This window comes from Hymenobacter sp. (assembly GCF_031398885.1).
GTDB lineage: Bacteria > Bacteroidota > Bacteroidia > Cytophagales > Hymenobacteraceae > Hymenobacter.
This window is the reverse complement of record NZ_JANNOD010000129.1, coordinates 12,256-32,114: the sequence shown is the minus strand read 5'-3', so window position 1 is coordinate 32,114 and position 19,859 is coordinate 12,256. Positions and strand designations below refer to the sequence as shown.

Annotated in this window: 16 protein-coding genes and 4 tRNA genes; 3 read left to right on the top strand and 17 right to left on the bottom strand. The window is 57.7% G+C overall.

Annotated features, from left to right (window positions below; translation table 11 throughout):
• Positions 1 to 72 precede the first annotated feature (72 nt).
• From rpoC to RMO51_RS22335, 17 genes are all read right to left on the bottom strand, one after another.
• A complete protein-coding gene (gene rpoC / locus RMO51_RS22415) occupies positions 73 to 4,425 on the bottom strand; it encodes a DNA-directed RNA polymerase subunit beta' (RefSeq protein WP_310398229.1) in 4,353 nt (1,450 codons plus the stop codon).
• Positions 4,426 to 4,819: 394 nt separating this feature from the next.
• Positions 4,820 to 5,347, bottom strand: coding sequence for a hypothetical protein (locus RMO51_RS22410; RefSeq protein ID WP_310398227.1), 528 nt, complete (start codon positions 5,345 to 5,347; stop codon positions 4,820 to 4,822).
• 48 nt (positions 5,348 to 5,395) lie between these two features.
• A complete protein-coding gene (locus RMO51_RS22405; RefSeq protein ID WP_310398225.1) occupies positions 5,396 to 5,638 on the bottom strand; it encodes a DUF2442 domain-containing protein in 243 nt (80 codons plus the stop codon).
• Positions 5,622 to 5,855, bottom strand: a complete 234-nt coding sequence (locus RMO51_RS22400) for a DUF4160 domain-containing protein (RefSeq protein WP_310398224.1) — start codon at positions 5,853 to 5,855, stop codon at positions 5,622 to 5,624. Before RMO51_RS22400 ends, RMO51_RS22405 begins: the two co-directional genes overlap by 17 nt.
• 69 nt (positions 5,856 to 5,924) lie before the next feature.
• Entirely contained in the window at positions 5,925 to 9,794 is a 3,870-nt protein-coding gene (gene rpoB / locus RMO51_RS22395; protein WP_310398250.1) for a DNA-directed RNA polymerase subunit beta, read from the bottom strand.
• Positions 9,795 to 10,078: 284 nt separating this feature from the next.
• A complete protein-coding gene (rplL, locus tag RMO51_RS22390) occupies positions 10,079 to 10,462 on the bottom strand; it encodes a 50S ribosomal protein L7/L12 (protein WP_310398222.1) in 384 nt (127 codons plus the stop codon).
• 65 nt (positions 10,463 to 10,527) lie between these two features.
• On the bottom strand, positions 10,528 to 11,076 hold the full coding sequence (gene rplJ / locus RMO51_RS22385; RefSeq protein ID WP_310398220.1) for a 50S ribosomal protein L10: 549 nt from the start codon (positions 11,074 to 11,076) through the stop codon (positions 10,528 to 10,530).
• 14 nt (positions 11,077 to 11,090) lie between these two features.
• Positions 11,091 to 11,789 (bottom strand): 50S ribosomal protein L1, encoded by a 699-nt coding sequence (gene rplA / locus RMO51_RS22380; protein WP_310398218.1) that lies wholly within the window; start codon positions 11,787 to 11,789, stop codon positions 11,091 to 11,093.
• A 19-nt stretch (positions 11,790 to 11,808) separates the two neighbouring features.
• Positions 11,809 to 12,252, bottom strand: a complete 444-nt coding sequence (rplK, locus tag RMO51_RS22375; protein WP_310398217.1) for a 50S ribosomal protein L11 — start codon at positions 12,250 to 12,252, stop codon at positions 11,809 to 11,811.
• Positions 12,253 to 12,485: 233 nt separating this feature from the next.
• The gene (nusG, locus tag RMO51_RS22370) at positions 12,486 to 13,052 is read right to left on the bottom strand and encodes a transcription termination/antitermination protein NusG (protein WP_068191701.1); all 567 of its coding nucleotides are present in this window, start codon (positions 13,050 to 13,052) and stop codon (positions 12,486 to 12,488) included.
• Positions 13,053 to 13,064: 12 nt separating this feature from the next.
• A complete protein-coding gene (gene secE, locus RMO51_RS22365; RefSeq protein WP_310398216.1) occupies positions 13,065 to 13,259 on the bottom strand; it encodes a preprotein translocase subunit SecE in 195 nt (64 codons plus the stop codon).
• A gap of 64 nt (positions 13,260 to 13,323) precedes the next feature.
• A tRNA-Trp gene (locus RMO51_RS22360) sits at positions 13,324 to 13,394 on the bottom strand.
• Between the two features lie 147 nt (positions 13,395 to 13,541).
• A complete protein-coding gene (gene tuf / locus RMO51_RS22355) occupies positions 13,542 to 14,732 on the bottom strand; it encodes an elongation factor Tu (RefSeq protein ID WP_310398214.1) in 1,191 nt (396 codons plus the stop codon).
• A gap of 168 nt (positions 14,733 to 14,900) precedes the next feature.
• A tRNA-Thr gene (locus tag RMO51_RS22350) sits at positions 14,901 to 14,972 on the bottom strand.
• Positions 14,973 to 15,068: 96 nt separating this feature from the next.
• A tRNA-Gly gene (locus RMO51_RS22345) sits at positions 15,069 to 15,141 on the bottom strand.
• Positions 15,142 to 15,200: 59 nt separating this feature from the next.
• Positions 15,201 to 15,283: transfer RNA gene (locus RMO51_RS22340), tRNA-Tyr, on the bottom strand.
• Between the two features lie 188 nt (positions 15,284 to 15,471).
• Entirely contained in the window at positions 15,472 to 18,060 is a 2,589-nt protein-coding gene (locus RMO51_RS22335) for a M1 family metallopeptidase (protein WP_310398213.1), read from the bottom strand.
• Between the two features lie 96 nt (positions 18,061 to 18,156).
• Here RMO51_RS22335 and RMO51_RS22330 point away from each other — a divergent pair, with 96 nt between their 5' ends.
• The 3 genes from RMO51_RS22330 to pyrH are packed head-to-tail and all read left to right on the top strand — an operon-like array spanning position 18,157 to position 19,847.
• On the top strand, positions 18,157 to 18,660 hold the full coding sequence (locus tag RMO51_RS22330; protein WP_310398212.1) for a biotin/lipoyl-containing protein: 504 nt from the start codon (positions 18,157 to 18,159) through the stop codon (positions 18,658 to 18,660).
• Between the two features lie 42 nt (positions 18,661 to 18,702).
• Positions 18,703 to 19,023, top strand: coding sequence for a hypothetical protein (locus RMO51_RS22325; protein WP_310398209.1), 321 nt, complete (start codon positions 18,703 to 18,705; stop codon positions 19,021 to 19,023).
• Between the two features lie 23 nt (positions 19,024 to 19,046).
• Positions 19,047 to 19,847: a UMP kinase gene (pyrH, locus tag RMO51_RS22320; RefSeq protein WP_310398249.1), complete on the top strand. Its 801-nt coding sequence runs from the start codon at positions 19,047 to 19,049 to the stop codon at positions 19,845 to 19,847.
• Positions 19,848 to 19,859 lie beyond the last annotated feature (12 nt).

The window sequence follows — 19,859 nt, the reverse complement described above, 5'->3', positions numbered from 1 at the left end:
CGGGAATTTAGGACAAAGAAAAAGCCGACCGGGTTACCCCAATCGGCTTTTCCATTACAAACCTACGGCGGATTACTCAGCCGACACTTCGCGCTTGCCGGCGCGGCTGGGCCGCTTGGCCGGCACCACTTCTTCGGCGGCCTTGGCGGCTTGGGCAGCCTCCATTTCCTCTTTCGAGCCTACTACCTGACGCGTGTACTCGCGCAAGCCAGTACCGGCCGGGATGAGGTGACCGACGATTACGTTCTCCTTCAGGCCCAAGAGTTGGTCGGCCTTGCCACGGATGGCGGCTTCGCTCAGCACCTTGGTCGTCTCCTGGAAACTTGCGGCCGAGATGAACGACTGCGTGCCCAGCGACGCCTGCGTGATGCCTTGCAGCGTGGGGCGCGAAACCGAAGGCTGCGCGTCGCGCACTTGCACCAGAGCCAAGTCGCGGCGCTTCAGGCTGCTGTTCTCGTCGCGGAGGCGACGGGCCGTCACAATCTGGCCGGGCTTCAGGTTGGTCGAATCACCGGCTTCGGTCACGACCTTCATGTCGATAATCATATCGTTCTCAGCCATGAAGATGATTTTGTCAATCACCTGATTTTCGAGGAACGACGTGTCACCGGCATCCAGAATCACCACTTTCTGCATCATTTGGCGGACGACCACTTCGATGTGCTTGTCGTTGATTTTCACGCCCTGCAAGCGGTACACTTCCTGAATCTCGTTCACGAGGTACTCCTGCACGGCGCCGGGACCCTGAATACTCAGGATGTCCGAAGGCGTGATGGCGCCATCCGACAGTGGCATGCCGGCGCGGATGAAGTCGTTGTCCTGCACCAGGATGTGCTTCGACAGCGGCACCATGTACTTTTTCTTGACGCCGTCTTTCGACTCCACGTAGATTTCGCGGTTGCCGCGCTTCACGGTGCCGTAGGTGACCACGCCGTCGATTTCCGACACCACGGCGGGGTTCGACGGGTTTCGGGCTTCGAAGAGTTCGGTAACACGCGGCAGACCACCGGTGATGTCGCGGGTTTTGCCCACCGAGCGCGGAATCTTGGCCAGGATGTGACCAGCCTTGATTTTGTCGTTGTTCTCCACGTTTAGGTGCGAGCCCACGGGGATGCTGTAGGCCTTCTGGCCTTCCGCGTCGCCCTTCTTACCGGGGCGCACGATGATGGACGGGTTCTGGTCTTTGGCCTTCGACTCGATGATGACCTTCTCGCGGTGACCGGTCTGTTCGTCCGACTCCTCGCGGTAGGTCACGCCTTCGGTGATGGCGTCGAACTGCACGGTACCGTCAAACTCGGCCAGAATCACGGCGTTGTACGGGTCCCAGTTGTTCAGCTCCTGGCCCTTTTCCACTTCCTGGCCTTCCGTCACGAGCGTGAACGAGCCGTACGGAACGTGGTTGGACGTGAAGATGCGGCCGGTGCCCTTTTCCACCACCCGGATTTCGCCCGAGCGGCCCATCACCACGGCTCCCTTCACGCCTTCGGCGGTGGTGGTGGCCACGGTGCGGATGTCCTCAAACTCCACCACGCCGGCAAACTTGGCCTTGATGTTGGCTTCCACCGCGATGTTGGAGGCCGTACCACCTACGTGGAAAGTACGCAGCGTAAGCTGCGTGCCCGGCTCCCCAATCGACTGCGCGGCGATAACGCCCACGGCCTCGCCCCGCTGCACCATGCGGCCCGAAGCCAGGTTGCGGCCGTAGCACTTGGCGCAGATGCCACGCTTGCTTTCGCAGGTCAGCACCGAGCGGATTTCCACCGACTCGATGGCCGTCGCGTCGATGCGGCGGGTCGTGTCTTCCTTAATCTCCGAACCAGAAGTCAAAATGACGTCGCCGGTAATCGGGTCGATGATGTCGTGCACCGTTACGCGGCCCAGGATGCGTTCGGCCAGGGGCTCCACGATGTCCTCGTTGTCTTTCAACGCGAAGGTTTCAATGCCGCGCAGCGTGCCGCAATCCGGCTCGTTCACGATTACGTCCTGCGACACGTCCACCAGACGACGGGTCAGGTAGCCGGCGTCGGCCGTTTTCAACGCCGTATCGGCCAGGCCTTTCCGGGCGCCGTGGGTCGAGATGAAGTACTCGATTACGTCCAGGCCTTCTTTGAAGTTCGACAGAATCGGGTTTTCAATAATCTCGCCAATTGAGCCTTGCAGCGACTTCTGCGGCTTGGCCATCAGGCCACGCATGCCGCCCAGCTGACGAATCTGCTCGCGCGAGCCGCGGGCTCCCGAGTGCATCATCATGTAGATGGAGTTAAAGCCCTGGTTTTCGCGCTCCAACCTACCCATCAGCGTTTCCGTGATTTGGTTGTTGATGCGCGTCCAGATGTCGATGACCTGGTTGTACCGCTCGTTGTCGGTAATCAGACCCATCTGGTAGTTCTGGGTCACGGCCTTCACGTCATTCTGCGCCTGTAGCACCAGCTCGTCCTTCTCTTTCGGAATCTGGATGTCGCCCAGGCCCATGCTCAAGCCGCCTTTGTAGGCCGACTGGAAACCGAGGGTCTTAATATCGTCCAGGAACTGCGCGGTGCGGGCCATGCCCGTGCGCTTGAACACCGTCGAGATAATCTGCTGGAGCTTCTTCTTGGTCAGCAGCTCGTCCACAAAACCGACTTCCTCTGGGATGAGCTGGTTGAACAGCACGCGGCCGGCCACCGTCTCCACCACCTTGGTCACAAGGTCGTCGTTCTCATCGCGAATCTGTGTGCGCACCTTGATGTAGGCGTGCTTGGAGAGCTGGCCCTCGTTCAGGGCAATCACCACTTCCTCGTCCGAGTAGAACACGCGGCCTTCGCCCTGAATTTTCTCGTCGTCGGTGCTGCGCTTGCCTTTGGTTACGTAGTACAAACCCAGAACCATGTCCTGCGACGGCACCGCGATGGGCGCGCCGTTGGCCGGGTTCAGGATGTTGTGCGAAGCCAACATAAGCATCGAAGCTTCCAGAATAGCGGCCGGGCCCAGGGGCACGTGCACGGCCATCTGGTCACCGTCAAAGTCGGCGTTGAAAGCCGTACAAACGAGCGGGTGCAACTGGATAGCCTTGCCCTCGATGAGGCGCGGCTGGAACGCCTGGATACCCAAGCGGTGCAACGTAGGCGCCCGGTTGAGGAGCACTGGGTGGCCCTTTAGCACGTTCTCCAAGATGTCCCAGACTACGGCGTCCTTTCGGTCCACAATTTTCTTCGCCGATTTTACCGTCTTCACAATGCCGCGCTCGATAAGCTTGCGGATGATGAACGGCTTGAACAACTCGGCCGCCATGTTCTTGGGTAGGCCGCACTCGTGCAGCTTCAGCTCCGGACCCACCACGATAACCGAACGGCCCGAGTAGTCAACCCGCTTACCCAGCAGGTTCTGCCGGAAGCGGCCCTGCTTGCCTTTCAGCATATCGGACAGCGACTTCAAGGCGCGGTTGCCTTCGGCGCGCACGGCGTTCACCTTGCGCGAGTTGTCGAACAGTGAGTCCACAGCTTCCTGCAACATCCGCTTCTCGTTCCGCAGAATCACCTCGGGCGCTTTGATTTCAATCAAACGCTTCAAACGGTTATTGCGGATGATAACGCGACGGTACAGGTCGTTCAAGTCGGAAGTGGCAAAACGGCCACCGTCGAGCGGAACGAGCGGACGCAGTTCCGGCGGAATAACCGGCACCATGCGGATGACCATCCACTCGGGCTTGTTCTCCACGCGGGTAGCGGCGTCACGGAATGCTTCCACCACGCGCAGGCGCTTCAAGGCCTCCGCCTTACGCTGCTGCGAGGTCTCGTGGGCCGCGGAGTCCCGCAGCGAGTAGCTTAGCTCATCCAAGTTGATGCGCTCCAACAGCATGTGCAAGGCATCGGCCCCCATGCGGGCGATGAACTTGTTGGGGTCCTCGTTGGGCAGCATCTGGTTCTCCCGGGGGAGTTTGTCGATGATGTCCAGGTACTCGTCTTCGGTCAGGAAATCGAGAATCTGTACGCCCTCCTCGGCGAGCGTGCCGGGCTGCACTACGACGTACCGCTCGTAATAGATAATCTGGTCAAGCTTCTTGGTGGGCAGGCCCAGCAGGTAGCCGATTTTGTTGGGCAGCGACTTGAAGTACCAGATGTGGGCCACGGGCACCACCAGCTCGATGTGGCCCATGCGCTCCCGACGCACCTTCTTCTCGGTCACCTCCACGCCGCAACGGTCGCAGATGATGCCCTTGTAGCGAATGCGCTTGTACTTGCCGCAGTGGCATTCCCAGTCTTTTACCGGACCGAAAATCCGTTCGCAGAACAAGCCACCCATCTCGGGCTTGTAGGTGCGGTAGTTTATGGTCTCCGGCTTCACCACTTCGCCGGTGCTACGCTCCAGAATTGCTTCGGGCGAGGCCAGCGAAATGGTGACTTTGGAGAAATCCTGTACCAGTTTCTTGTTTTTTGCGAAAGCCATTTGATTGGTTTTAAGCTGTTAGCTGTTGGCTTTGTTGCTGTTTGGTTCTCCGCTCATCGCCAGATGCGCGCAAGAGTTCCAAACAGTTCGACACTTTTAAAAGGTCCTTTGCCGAACAGATAGGTATGTCTGGCAAAGCCCCTTCCAAAAGGTCAGTTGTAAATCTCACTGTCAGGCTAAGGATAAGAAGGCCTTCGATTAAGTTGCCCAGGGAATCTTGCTGCTGAACTGACCATATCTCGGGACAGCTTCCCCAGCTTCTTTCACAGAAGCGTTTTCTTACTCTCGTGTATAGGTGTCGCTCGGTTAGTGGCTTCGGTTGCCTGGTGGTGAGTTTTTGATTTGCGCTATGCACTAGCACTTGTCAGAAGAGAACTACATTAATAATCCGAGTTTACTTCCAATTAATGGTGACATCCCTGAACTCAACCTGATGTCTTTTGTAATTGGCTTGCTTGAATTCAAAAGGCACTCGTAGCATTTTTATAGTAGTAATCTTGGGCAAAACATCTCCGAATACGTACGTCCCCCGCAGTGGAGCGTCGGTAGCAAGAGTTCTGTAGCCTCCAAAGCCACCTTTGAGCGCAAATTCTTCTCCCTCTGAACTAGAGAAGTTTTCAATTGGAGTGATAAATCCTTCCTTGTTTGCTGCCTTATTCGTAAACTTAATTACCACCGTGACGAGTTGAGTCTTCTTGTCACCAATCGCGCTTTGCAGTTCAAAATCAATGTCATTGCTAGTCTGAATTTGAGGAGCATAAATACCACTGAATCCAGCGCTACTAGCCGTAGTGGTACTACCTTTCAAGAAAGCAATTTCAGCCTTAAGCTTTTTGTTCTCCGCTTTGATGACATCACAGTTCTGCCCGTACACGAATACCGGACTCATTGATAAGCCTACTATGGCGACCATGTGCTTCATTACATGTTGTTGAGATAATCGTGAAAAATGGAACTTAGAAAATGACGATTATAACTTCAAAAAACCGGCAACTGACAAATCCTCGTCGATTGTATCCCAATGAATGCCCTGGCCACGGCCAATGAGCCGCCAGTCGCTACGGGCTGCTTCCGAAGCATCACGCAAACGCGGGTACCAATCAATCGGGACGCCAATTTCACGCCCATCCGTCAGGCGAACGTACAGCTTGCTGTCGTCGAACCAAACATCAGCAGCGAAAACAGTTTCGGGTTTCTTAGTTGAAGTATTCATGCCAGGATTGCACTAGGCGAGGCTGATTCTCGGTAACGAGCTTACGAAGCTGATTGATTTCCTTCGCAGAAAAGCCGAATGAGCTCACCAACTCTACGGGTTCCAGCCAGAACTTCGCGACTTCTTCGCTCCGTTCGACATGAATGTGAGGCGGCTCGCTGCCCTCGTTGCTATAAAAGAAAAAACGAAAACCAGCAATTCGTAAGACCGTTGGCATTACAGAATATATGAGTGACGAATGTTAGTTACCGAAGCCGAGGCTCCGGCAACTAACCATTCAGCCAAACTACTCCAAGGTGATTTCCAATGCCAGACCACGGAGTTCGTGGAGCAGCACGTTGAACGACTCGGGGATATTCGGCTTGGGCAGCACGTCGCCTTTCACAATGGCTTCGTACGCCTTGGCACGGCCCACCACGTCGTCCGACTTCACAGTCAGGATTTCTTGGAGCACATTAGAAGCCCCGAAAGCTTCCAGAGCCCACACCTCCATCTCGCCGAAGCGCTGACCTCCAAACTGCGCCTTACCACCCAGCGGCTGCTGCGTGATGAGCGAGTACGGCCCGATGGAACGGGCGTGCATCTTGTCGTCCACCAAGTGACCGAGCTTGAGCATGTAAATCACGCCCACGGTCACCGGCTGGTCGAACTGCTGCCCGGTCAGGCCGTCGTGCAGGTAGGTCCGGCCGAAAGTGGGCAAGCCCGCCTCGGTCAACTCCGCTGACACTTCGGCTTCCGTCGCGCCGTCGAAAATTGGGGTTGCATAAGTGCGGCCCAGCTTCAGGCCAGCCCAGCCGAGCACGGTTTCGTAAATCTGCCCGATGTTCATGCGGCTGGGCACCCCGAGCGGGTTCAGCACGATGTCCATCGGCGTGCCGTCGGCCAAGAAGGGCATGTCCTCATCGCGCACGATGCGGGCTACCACGCCCTTGTTGCCGTGGCGGCCGGCCATCTTGTCGCCTACCTTCAGCTTGCGCTTCTTGGCAATGTACACTTTGGCTAGCTGCACGATGCCGGCGGGCAGCTCGTCGCCCACTTCCAGGGTGAAGCGCTGACGCTTGAATTTCGCGGTGATGGTGTTGCGGCGCTTGGCGTAGTTACGCACCAGCTCCAACACTAGGCCATTCACGCGGGCGTCGGCCGTCCAGCCTTCCAGAATCAGGTCCTTGAACAGGTTCACCTCTTCCGGCACGGCGTAGTTGCTCTCGTCTTTGTAAGGGTTCTTCTCGGGGAACATCCCCTCGTTGATGTTCTTGCGGTTGAACTTCACGCCCTTAGCAATCATCTCCTCGCCGAAGCGGTGCTTGATGCCCTGACTCGTCTTGCCTTCCAGCAGTTGCACCAACTTATCAATCATGATGGCCTTCACGCCGCGCAGTTCCTGCGCGTAGGTAGCCTTCAGGTCTTCCACTTCCTTCTTCGACTTGGCCCGAAGGTTTTTGTCTTTCTTCGGACGCGAGAAGAGCTTGGTGCCAATCACCACCCCCTGCAAGGAGGGCGGCGCCTTAAGCGAGGCATCTTTCACATCGCCGGCCTTGTCGCCGAAGATGGCGCGGAGCAGCTTCTCCTCCGGCGTGGGGTCCGTCTCGCCTTTCGGCGTGATTTTACCAATCAGGATGTCGCCTTCCTTCACCTCCGCGCCGAGGCGGATGATGCCGTTGTCGTCGAGGTTGCGCACGGCGTCTTCGCTCACGTTCGGGATTTCCGAAGTCAGCTCTTCCTCGCCGCGCTTGGTTTCGCGCACTTCCAACTCAAACTCCTCAATGTGAATCGAGGTGAAAATGTCGTCGCGCACCACGCGCTCCGAGATGACAATGGCATCCTCGAAGTTGTAGCCCTGCCACGGCATAAACGCCACCTGCATGTTGCGGCCCAGAGCGAGTTCGCCCTGGTTGGTGCCGTAACCTTCGCACAGAGCCTGGCCCTTGGTCACCCGCTCACCGCGCTTCACGAGCGGCGTCAGGTTGAGGCAGGTGTCCTGGTTAGTACGACGGAACTTGATGAGGTCGTAGGTAATCCGCTCGGCGTCGAAGCTCACCATGATGTCGTCCTCCGTGAGGTCGTACTTCACCACGATTTTGTTGGCATCCACGTAGTCAATCACGCCCTCGCCTTCCGACATAATCAGGGTGCGCGAGTCGCTGGCAATGCGGCCTTCCAGACCCGTGCCCACAATCGGAGCCTCCGGGCGGAGCAGCGGCACGGCCTGGCGCTGCATGTTCGAGCCCATCAGGGCCCGGTTAGCGTCGTCGTGCTCCAGGAACGGAATCAGTGAAGCGGCCACCGACACAATCTGGTTCGGGGCCACGTCCATGTAGGAGTACTCCGACGGGTTCACCACCGGAAAGTCGCCTTCAAAACGGCCTTTCACCAACTCCTGAGTCAGGTTGCCCTTGTCGTCGAGGCGCGAGTTAGCCTGGGCGATGTGGTGGGTGTCCTCTTCCTCAGCGGTCAAGAACTTCACGTTAGCGCTCATGTCCACCTTGCCGTTCTTCACGTCGCGGTAAGGCGTCTCAATAAAGCCCATGGCATTCACGCGGGCGTGTACGCACAGCGACGAAATCAGACCGATGTTCGGTCCTTCCGGCGTTTCAATGGTGCACAGCCGGCCGTAGTGGGTGTAGTGCACGTCCCGTACCTCAAAACCAGCGCGCTCACGCGACAAACCTCCCGGCCCGAGCGCCGATACGCGACGCTTGTGCGTCACCTCGGCCAGCGGGTTGGTTTGGTCCATGAACTGCGACAACTGGTTCGTACCAAAGAACGAGTTGATAACGCTGGACAGCGTCCGGGCGTTAATCAAATCCACCGGCTTGAAGTCCTCGTTGTCGCGCACGTTCATGCGCTCCTTGATCGTCCGCGCCATCCGGGCCAGACCCACGCCAAACTGCGCGTAAAGCTGCTCACCCACCGTGCGCACGCGGCGGTTGCTCAAGTGGTCAATGTCATCGACAATGGCCTTCGAGTTGCTCAAGCCAATCAGGTACTTCACAATCAGCACAATGTCCTGGTTGGTCAACACCCGCGACTCCTGGTCCATGCCAATCTGGAGCTTCTTGTTAATCCGGTAGCGGCCCACTTCCCCGAGGTCGTAGCGCTTGTCCGAGAAAAACAGCTTCTGAATGATGTCCCGAGCGGTTTCTTCGTCCGGCGCCTCCGTGTTGCGAAGCTGACGGTAAATCTGCTCAACCGCTTCCTTCTCCGAATTGGAGTTGTCCTTTTGTAGCGTGTTGTAGATGATTGCGAAGTCCGCAATGTTCACATTTTCACGGTGCAGAATCACCGACTTGGCGCCGGCCTCCAGAATCACGTCGATGTCGGCTTCCTCAATGGTAGCGTCACGCTCCAGCAACACTTCGTTGCGGTCGATGGACACCACTTCGCCAGTGTCTTCGTCCACGAAGTCTTCCGTCCAGGTGCGGAGCACCCGGGCCGCCAGCTTGCGACCAACGGCTTTTTTGAGGTTTTTCTTGTCGGCCTTCACTTCCTCCGACAAACCGAACAGGTCGAGAATGTCTTTGTCGGTGCCGTAGCCGATGGCGCGCAACAGCGTAGTCACCGGGAATTTCTTCTTCCGGTCGATGTACGCGTACATCACGTTGTTCACGTCCGTGGCAAATTCAATCCACGAACCTTTGAACGGAATGATGCGGGCCGAGTACAGCTTGGTGCCGTTCGTGTGCTTGCTCTGGGCGAAGAACACGCCCGGCGAGCGGTGCAACTGCGATACGATAACCCGCTCGGCGCCGTTGATAACGAACGAGCCCTTTACGGTCATGTACGGGATGTTCCCGAGGAACACTTCCTGTTCAATCGTTTCGAAGTCCTCGTTGTCCTTGTCGTTGCAAATCAGCCGGAGTTTGGCCTTCAGCGGCACCGAATAGGTCAGGCCGCGGTCGATGCACTCGTCAACCGAATATTTCGGCGGGTCAACGTGATAGTCAATAAAGTTGAGCACGAAGTTTTCGCGCGAGTCCGAAATCGGAAAGTTCTCGGCAAACACTTTGAACAGTCCTTCGTTAGAACGGCGCTCAGCAGCCGTTTCTAGCTGAAAGAATTCCTGAAACGAGCGTACTTGCACGTCCAAGAAGTCCGGGTACTCAATAACCTTTCTAATCTTTGCGAATGAAATTCGCTCGGCGGCGGCCTTTTTCAGGGCGGCCGTTTTTGCTTTCGGTGTAGCCAATGCGTAGGGGGGTTAAAAGATGGACACGGAAGCGTATTATTTGCGCCAACCGTTACGTTGGCCCGCGGAAAGCACCCATCCTCAGCCAATTGCGTAGGCCTGGGCACAGTCCAAAAAAGCGCCTGAGGGGCGCGGAATACTCTATAAACGAAAGTCTGTGGCAACTGCCGGACTACAAACAGGAAAAGACCTGGCTAAGTTGCCAGGTCTAATCCTTATTCGAAGCGGGTCCGGAAGTGCTTCAGGAGCAGAAACTACTTAACCTCTACTTCAGCACCGGCTTCTTCGAGCTGCTTCTTCAGCGACTCGGCCTCGTCCTTGGTTACGCCTTCTTTCACGGCCTTGGGAGCGCCGTCAACCAGTTCTTTGGCTTCCTTCAGGCCGAGGCCGGTCAGGTCCTTCACCAGTTTCACCACGGCGAGTTTAGCGCCGCCGGCCGCCTTCAGGATAACGTCGAACGACGTCTTCTCCTCGGGGGCCTCATCAGCAGCAGCGCCAGCGCCGCCGCCAGCCATCATCACGGGAGCAGCAGCAGCGGGCTCGATGCCATACTCGTCCTTCAGGATGGTTGCCAATTCGTTTACTTCTTTCACCGTCAGGTTTACGAGCTGCTCAGCGAATGCTTTCAAATCTGCCATTTCTGTAGATTGTTAAAAAAAGTGTTGTTGAAAATTTAAATTGAAGTGCGAAAAAGGGGTGGCGTTTAGGCGGCCTCTTTTTCGGAAAGCGTTTTGAGGATACCGGCCAGTTTATTGCCGCCGCTTTGCAGCGCCGAAATAACATTCTTGGCAGGCGACTGTAGCAGGCCGATGAGTTCACCGAGCAGCTCCTGCTTGCCCTTGAGGGTCGTAAGACCTTCGAGCTGGTCGGAGCCGATGTAGATGCTGGCATCCACGTAAGCGCCTTTCAGCACCGGCTTGGGCGTCACGCCGCGGCCGTAGGCTTGCGCCTTATAGAAGTCGCGCAACAGCTTGGCGGGCGCCGAGCCGCTCTCCGCAGAGAACAACACGCCCGACTGGCCTTTCAGCGCGTCATCCATCTCCGACGTGTCGTGGCCCAAGGTGTCCAGCGCTTTCCGGATGAAGGTGTTTTTGTACACCTTGTATTCCATTCCGCGGTTGAAGCACAGGCGACGGAAATCGTTGATTTTCGCCACCGACATCACCGAAGCATCGACGATGTAGAACGAGTTGTGCGATTGCATTTTTCCGCTCAACTCATCCACGAGGGTTTGTTTTTCTTCCCTGGTCATGTTTGGTTGGTTAATTAGTTAGCGGAGTTTACTTGGCTGTCCACCGGCACGGCGGGCGACATCGTGCTGCTGAGCGTGATACTCTTGATGTAGGTACCTTTCGACGAAGAGGGCTTCAGGCGACCCAACGTCTGGATAATCTCCAAGGCGTTTTCGGCCAGCATCTGCTCATTGAAGGACACTTTACCCACCGAGCAGTGAATGATGCCGGTCTTGTCAACTTTGAAGTCGATTTTACCCGCCTTCACTTCCTGCACGGCCTTGGCCACGTCGGTCGTCACGGTGCCCGACTTCGGGTTCGGCATCAGACCACGGGGACCGAGCACGCGGCCCAGGCGACCCACTTTGGCCATCACGGCCGGCATGGTGATGATGACGTCGATGTCGGTCCAACCTTTCTCGATTTTGGCGATGTAGTCGTCCAGACCCACGAAGTCGGCGCCGGCGGCCAGCGCTTCGGCCTCCTTGTCGGGAGTAACCAGCGCCAGAACCCGCACAACTTTGCCGGTGCCGTGGGGCAGGGTGGCCACGCCGCGAACCATCTGGTCCGCTTTGCGAGGGTCCACGCCGAGGCGCACGTCGATATCAACTGAAGAGTCGAACTTGGTGTAGGTAATGTCCTTCACCACTTTGGCAGCCTCCAGGAGGCTGCGCACTTCCGTGAGGTCGTGCTTGGCAAGGGCTTCCTTGCGCTTTTTTGTGATTTTTGCCATCTGTGTGTTCTCCGTTTAATTATTCAGCAAAAGGAGAAGTACCGCTGATGGTGATACCCATGCTGCGGGCCGTACCAGCCACCGATTTCATGGCCGACTCCACCTTAAAGGCGTTCAAGTCAGCCATTTTGGTTTCGGCGATGGTGCGCACCTGGTCCCACGTCACGGAGCCTACCTTGTTGCGGTTGGGCTCTTTCGAGCCGCTCTGCAGCTTGGCAGCTTCCATGAGCAGCACCGGAGCCGGGGCCGTCTTCACCACGAAGTCGAACGACTTATCGGTGTACATGGTGATGAGTACAGGACAAACTTGGCCGGCTTTATCTTGGGTGCGCGCATTGAACTGCTTGCAAAACTCCATGATATTCAAGCCTTTGCTACCAAGTGCAGGTCCTACCGGCGGCGATGGGTTCGCTGAGCCTCCCTTTATCTGCAAGCGCAGATAACCTCTGATTTCTTTGGCCATTTGATTGTGTTGGCTGGGACTCCTGCGTCGTAACTCGCGCTCGCCTCAGTTTGCATAAACTCCTGTTTGGAAGCCCCGCCGGTTCGGAGTGAATAACTGGCGTGGTTGTTTTTACTAATTGAATCGGCTAGCACATCATGCCGAGCGCAGTCGAAGCAACTCGGTGGTGTCGTTGACTAAACTATCAGACGAAGCGAGCGAGATGTCTCGGCTGCGCTCGACATGACGTTCTGCTATACTTCTTTTTCTACCTGGGTGTAGCTTAGCTCTACCGGCTGCGAGCGGCCGAAGATTTTTACGACTACGTTGAGCTTCTTACGCTCTTCAAATACCTCGTCCACGTTGCCAGAGAAGCCATTGAACGGGCCATCTACCACTTTCACGAGTTCGCCCACTACGTAAGGCTTGTCGAGGGTGGCAGTGGTCTGCTGCTCGGCTTCGTCCACGATGCCGAGGATGCGGTTCACTTCGGAGATGTGCAGCGGAACGGGCTTGTTGTTGGCCGCGTCCTTCTTGTCTTTGTCGCCGAGGAAGCCAATCACGCCGGGCGTGCTGGTGATGATGTGGTCCACTTCCCCATGGCCGAGGTCGGCGTGGATGATGATGTAGCCGGGGTAGAGGTTCCGCTCGCGGACACGCTTCTTGCCGTTGCGCATCTCAAACACCTTTTCTACCGGAATCAGCACCTGCGGCACCAACTCGGTCAGATTGTGCCGGCCGAGTTCGGTTTCGAGGTAGTTCTTGGCTTTTTTTTCCTGGCCGCTCACGGAGCGCACCACGTACCATTTCAATTCGCCCATCTTGAGTGCTGACTAGCGAAACGAGTTATAAAAGGCTTTGAGCAAAGTCTCAAAGCTGATGTCCATGACGCCCACGACCACGGCAAAGATGAGCGAGCCAATCAGCACCAAGCCGGCGCTTTTTTGCAGTTCCGTCGACGAGGGCCACGTCACGTTGTAACGCATTTCCTCGATGGTGGCGCGGAAATAATTGCTCAGTTTGTCCATTGCTTGAGGAAAAAAACAGCGTTACCGCTGCAACAACATGGAGCGGGCCAACCGGCCCAACGTGCACGAGTGGAGAGATTCGAACTCCCATCAAAGGTTTTGGAGACCTCTATTCTACCCTTGAACTACACTCGTGTAAGAACATTCCCATAAAGCAGATTTCGCCAAAGGGAGTGCAAAGGTAAGAGAAACAGCAGACAAAACAAACAGTGCCTTCTGCTCCAGCGTAAAAAAGCCGCTTCCGAGGTTTCGGAAGCGGCTTTTTTGCTGTTAAGCCGGAGCCTAGTCGAGCACTTCGGTTACCTGACCGGCACCCACCGTGCGGCCACCCTCACGGATAGCGAAACGGAGGCCTTTTTCCATTGCCACCTTCGCGATGAGCTCAACGGTAATGGTGATGTTGTCGCCGGGCATTACCATCTCAACGCCCTCGGGGAGGGTGATGATGCCGGTAACGTCGGTGGTGCGCAGGTAGAACTGCGGACGGTAGTTGTTGAAGAAAGGCGTGTGACGGCCACCTTCCTCTTTCGAAAGCACGTAGACCTCGGCCTTGAACTTCTGGTGAGGCGTTACCGAACCGGGCTTGCAGATAACCATGCCGCGACGGATGGCTTCTTTTTCAATGCCGCGGAGCAGCAGGCCCACGTTGTCGCCAGCTTCGCCGCGGTCGAGAATTTTGCGGAACATTTCCACCCCGGTCACCGTCGACTTCAGGCCCTGGGCAGCGCCCATACCCAAGATGTCCACTTGCTCGCCCGAGTTGATGATGCCGCGCTCAATACGACCGGTGGCCACCGTGCCACGGCCCGTAATCGAGAACACGTCCTCAACCGGCATCAGGAAGGGCAGGTCGGTGAGACGAGCCGGAATCGGAATGAACGAGTCAACCGCTTCCATCAGTTCATCGATTTTGGGCACCCAAGCCGCGTCGCCGTTCAGGCCGCCCAGGGCCGAACCCTGGATAATCGGAATGTTGTCGCCGTCGAAGTCGTAGAACGAGAGCAGCTCGCGGATTTCCATCTCCACCAGCTCAAGCAGCTCGGGGTCGTCCACCATGTCCACTTTGTTCATGAACACCACCAGCTGGGGCACGCCTACCTGACGGGCGAGCAGGATGTGCTCGCGGGTCTGGGGCATGGGGCCGTCGGTGGCAGCTACCACGAGGATGGCACCGTCCATCTGGGCGGCACCGGTCACCATGTTCTTCACGTAGTCGGCGTGGCCGGGGCAGTCCACGTGGGCGTAGTGACGGTTCACCGTCGAGTATTCGACGTGCGAGGTGTTGATGGTGATACCACGCTCTTTCTCTTCGGGGGCGTTGTCAATCGAACCGAAATCGCGCTTTTCGGCTAGGCCCTTGTTGGCCAGCACCATGGTGATGGCAGCGGTCAGGGTCGTTTTGCCGTGGTCGACGTGGCCGATGGTGCCGATGTTAACGTGCGGCTTGGACCGGTCGAAATTTTCTTTAGCCATTGTAAAGAGTAAAAAAAGAGGTGGTGAAGTGAATGTGAAGGGTAAATACGACCCTATAACAAGAAAGCGATACCCAGCCCCTACTACTAGAAAACTGTGCGTCGCTGACCGGAGAGAACCGCGCCGCCGGCCCGAAAATATTGGCCAACGGACTTGAGTTATAATGTGAGCCATTTATGGGATTTGAACCCATGACCTCTTCCTTACCAAGGAAGTGCTCTACCACTGAGCTAAAACGGCTTATTCTTTGGGGCTTTTAGCTGACAGCCATTAGCTGTTAGTTTTCTGTTCTTCTGAGCTAGCAGCTATCAGCCAGAGGCTGATAGCTATCAAGTGAGCGGGAGACGAGGTTCGAACCCGCGACCTGCAGCTTGGAAGGCTGCCGCTCTACCAACTGAGCTACTCCCGCGTTTTGGGGGTTTCTCGTTTCAGGTTTCCGTTCAAACCAAAAACCTGAAACTTCGACCGTGGGGAGAGAAGGATTCGAACCTTCGAAAGTTTACACTAACAGAGTTACAGTCTGTCCCATTTGGCCGCTCTGGAACCTCCCCGATTTTGGTGCTGACTGGCCGATTGCCAGGCAGTTGAATTCTTTCGTTTTGACCGCCACCGAAGCAGTAGTGTTTCGTAAGGAAGCGCAAAATTAAGGTTTTTCTCACACCAGACAAGCGGTATACCAAAAAAAGGTGGGACTTTTTTCCAAAAAGCTGCTTCAGGCGCTGCTACATAAGGTTAGCTGCTACATGAGGTTATAAAAAGCCTTGAGGCGGTCGTCGGTTTCTTTTTCGCGAATGTTTTGCAGCACGGCCTTCAGCGCGGGATTGGTGGGCATGAGCAAGGCCAGGCCCCGGTAGGCGCCGAGACGGATTTCGTAGCGCGGCGCATTGCGGGCGTATTCTTCCAAAACTTTGAGGCCCTTATCGCGCTCCACGGGCGGAATATGGGTCATGAGCGTGCCGAAGGACTGGAAGTAGGCGTAGAGGTCGGCCTCGGCCACGTCGGGCAGGCGGCGCAGGAACCACGGGTACTGGTCGAGGCCGCCGTTGAGGGAATAAAAGTTGGCCACGGCCAGGATGAGCGGGCTGCTGGTCGTGTTGTCGAGGGCGGCCACTTGCTGACGGGAGCTGTTTTCGGGCCGCTTGGCCAGGATGTCGACCGCGGCGGCGGCAACCAGCGCGGAGCTGTCGGTGATGGCGGCACCGTAGATGGGGCCGTACTTGCCGTCGGGAAAGCTGGCGAGGGTGACGAGGGCCTGGGCGCGGACGCGGGAGTTGGGGTCGGTGGTGGCGAGGCGCTGGATGTCTTTGCGCATGGCCTCGGGCTCGGGGCCGCGGTAGCGCCGAAGGTGGTCGAGGGCGGTGCGGCGCAGGGCGTAGAACTTGTCGTTGAGGGCGTTGCGCATGAGGCCGCTCACGGCCAGCTCGTCGGTCTTGTTCTGGAGCAGTTCCAGCACTTCGGCTTTCTGCTGGTAACCTTGGGCGTGGTAAAACTGGAACACCAGCTCGTCCTGGGTCCGCTCCTCGTCGAACTGGGCCAGCAGGTGACTGCCGCTGTCAAATTTGACCAAGCTGGGCTTTTGACTGGCGGGCAGGGCGAACGTCTGGTCGGCTTTGGTAACGGTGATGCGGTGCTCGGTAGGCAGGTTGCCGTTGGTCCAAACGGCCACCGATACGGGGAGGCGGAAGACAGGCTGAAACAGAGTATCCTGCACCTGTCGCACCCGGAGCGCCACCTGGCCGTTGGTGTAGCTGTGCGTGATGCGCAGCTCCGGGTGCCCGCGCTGCAGGAACCACTGATTAAAAAACCACATCAGGTCTTCCCCGGTCGTTTCCTCAAACGCGGTGCGCAGCTTGGATAGCTCGACGGAGGTTTGCTTATTCTGGACGAGGTAGCGGTTGAGGGAGGCAAAGAAAGCGTCGTCGCCCACGTACTTGCGGAGCATGTGCAGGACCCGGCCGCCCTTGTCGTACGAGTGCCGGTCGAACATGTCCTCGCGGTTGGTGTAGCGGTAACGGACAAGGGGCTCGCGCTTGCTCTGGGCTTCTTCGAGGTAGTTGTTGAGCTTGGTGGCCTGAACGAGGCCGGCTTCGTCGGCGCCGTATTTGTACTCGGCCCACAGCAGTTCGGAATAGTCGGCAAAAGATTCGTTCAGGGGCAGGTTGGCCCAGGATTCGGTGGTGACATAATCGCCGAACCAGTGGTGGAACAGCTCGTGCGCGATGGTGGACTCGGCGGTCTGGTAGTTGGCGTCGAGCAGCTCGCGGCGGGTGGCCTGAATGGTGTGGCCGTGGGTGGTGGCGGTGGTGTTTTCCATGGCGCCGCTCACGTAGTCGCGCACGGCCACCTGGGCGTATTTGTCCCAGGGATACTCCACGCCCAGCTTCTTGGAGAAGAAGTCGAGCATCTCGGGCGTGCGGCCGAATACGGCGCGGGCCGTGCCGGCGAACGGCGGCTCCACGTAGTAATCGATGGGCTTGCCGCGCCAGGAGTCGTTCACCACGGCAAATTCGCCCACGACCATGGTGGCCAGATAAGGCGCGTGGGGCTGGCTGAGCTTCCAGGTGTCGGTGCGGGTGCCGTCGGCGTTGACCTTGGAAGAAGTGAGCAGGCCGTTGGAGAGCGTCTTGAATTGCTTCTCCACCGTCAGGCTGATTTCCTGGGTCATCCGCTGGTTGGGCTTGTCGATGGTCGGAAACCAGCAGGAGCTGGACTCGGTCTCGCCCTGGGTCCAGATTTGGCGGGGCTTTCCTTTTTCCAGGCCCAGCGGGTTGATGAAGTACAGCCCCTTGTCGGCCCGGATGGCGGCGGAACCACCCTGGGGCAGCTCGTTGGGGCGGGCCACGTACACGATGCGGACCTGGTAAGGGGTGGTGCGCGGGTAGGCGCGGTCGAGGGCGATGACCAGCTTGCGCCGGTTGTAATTGTAGTTGAGGCTTTTGTTTTTCTTGTCGCTCACCAGCTCCACTTTCTGGACGTCGAAGCCCTTGGCGTCCAGCACGAGTTCGGACTGCGGGTAGAAGTGCGAGCGCAGCGTGAGGATGGCCGTGCCCAGCAAATACTGCTTCTTGTAGTCGAAGCGCACGTCGAGCTTGGTGTCGAGCACGTCGGTGAGGACGGTGGCGGCGGGCTGCAGCGGCGCATCGGCCGGCAGCCACGACGGCACCACGATGCCCGCCGACGCGGGGGCCGGCGCCGCGGCGGGAATTGCTTTTTTATTGACGGGGGCCTTGGTCGCGGGCTTGCTCGGGCTCCGCGTGGGCGATTGGGCCGGGGCCAGCAGGTGGACAAACAACAGCAGGCTGGTGAGGCCCGAAACCAGATACTTCATGCCAACGACTACGGGCGAAAAACGCCTCAATTTCCGAATTAATTTGAGATTAGGCCTACCTTTAGGCCCGCTCCTGCTCCATCCCACCCGCTTCAGATGCTCCAAATCAGCACCGGCCCCGACCAAATCTGGGAAGTTGACTACCGCGCCGCCGACGCCGTCACGCTCAACGGCCAGCCTTTGGCCTGGGACTTAGCGGATTTGGGAGCCGGCCGCTTCCACGTGCTCCACGAAGGTCGCTCCTACAACGCCGAAGTTGTCTCGGCCGACTACGTCACTAAAAACATCGTGCTGAAGGTGAATGGCCAGCGCGTGGAGCTGCACGCCAAGGACCGGTTCGACCTGCTGCTCGAACGCTTGGGCATGAGCAACGCCGCCACCGCCAAGGTAAACGAATTGAAGGCCCCCATGCCCGGGCTCATCGTCGACATTCGGGTGACGCCCGGCCAGGCCGTGCAAAAAGGCGACCCGCTGCTGGTGCTGGAAGCCATGAAAATGGAAAACATCCTGAAAGCGCCGGCCGACGGCACGGTGGGCAGTCTCAAAGTGAACCTGCGCGACAACGTGCAGAAAGGCCAGGTACTGGTGCAGTTTTCGTAGCTTCAACTCAAAAAAGCTTCTTTTCACGTTCTCTTCTCCATCATGACAACTGACGAACGGTTTAAGCAACTAGAAGATGTGATGGTTGAGATGCTGCGCAAGCAAGACCGCACGGTAGAAGAACTGGCCCACCTGCGCGAGGGTCAGAGCGAACTGAACACGAAGGTGGTGCGCATGGAAAACCGAGTCGAACGCGTGGAGGGACGTCTCGAGCGCGTGGAAGGACGTCTGGAACGCGTGGAGGGCAAGCTGGAAGACGTGAACCGAAACGTGTTGGAGCTGCGCCGCGACACGGAGAAGTATCAGCAGGAAACCACGACCGGCCTGTCCCAAATCATTGACTTAATTCGCGGCCTCAAGTAAAAGACGCGCCAGCACACATGCCCTTGAAATACAACCGCATTCTCCTTAAGCTCAGCGGCGAAGCACTGATGGGCCAGCAGCAATTCGGCATCGACCCCGAGCGGCTGATGCAGTACGCCTCCGAAATCAAGGCCGTGGCCGCCACGGGCGTGCAGGTGGCCGTCGTGATTGGCGGCGGCAACATTTACCGCGGCGCGCAGGCCGAAGCCTTTGGGCTCGACCGTGTGCAGGGCGACTACATGGGCATGCTGGCCACGGTCATCAACTCCATGGCCATGCAAAGCGCCCTGGAGAAGCTGGAGGTGAGCACCCGGCTGCTCTCGGGCCTCACCATTCAGCGGGTGTGCGAGCCCTACATCCGGCGGCGCGCGGTGCGGCACCTGGAGAAGGGCCGCGTGGTCATTTTTGGGGCCGGCATTGGCTCGCCGTACTTCACCACCGACTCGGCAGCCTCGCTGCGGGCCATTGAAATTGAGGCCGACGTGGTGCTGAAGGGCACCCGGGTAGATGGCATCTACACCGCCGACCCGGAGAAGGACCCTTCGGCTACGAAGTTTGCTGAAATCACCTTTGACGAGGTACTGGCCAAGAATTTGAACGTGATGGACATGACGGCCTTCACGCTGTGCAAGGAAAATAACCTGCCCATCATCGTGTTCGATATGAACACCCCCGGCAATCTGCAGCGCCTGCTGAACGGTGAGCCGATGGGCACGCTGGTGAGCATGGGCGGCACGGGCCGTCGCGACGGCCGCAAGCCGCTGCTAGACCCCAAGCACAGCGCCTTGCAGCCACTGGTGGGCAACCAGCCGGAGCAGGCCTAACTTTTAGTTGTC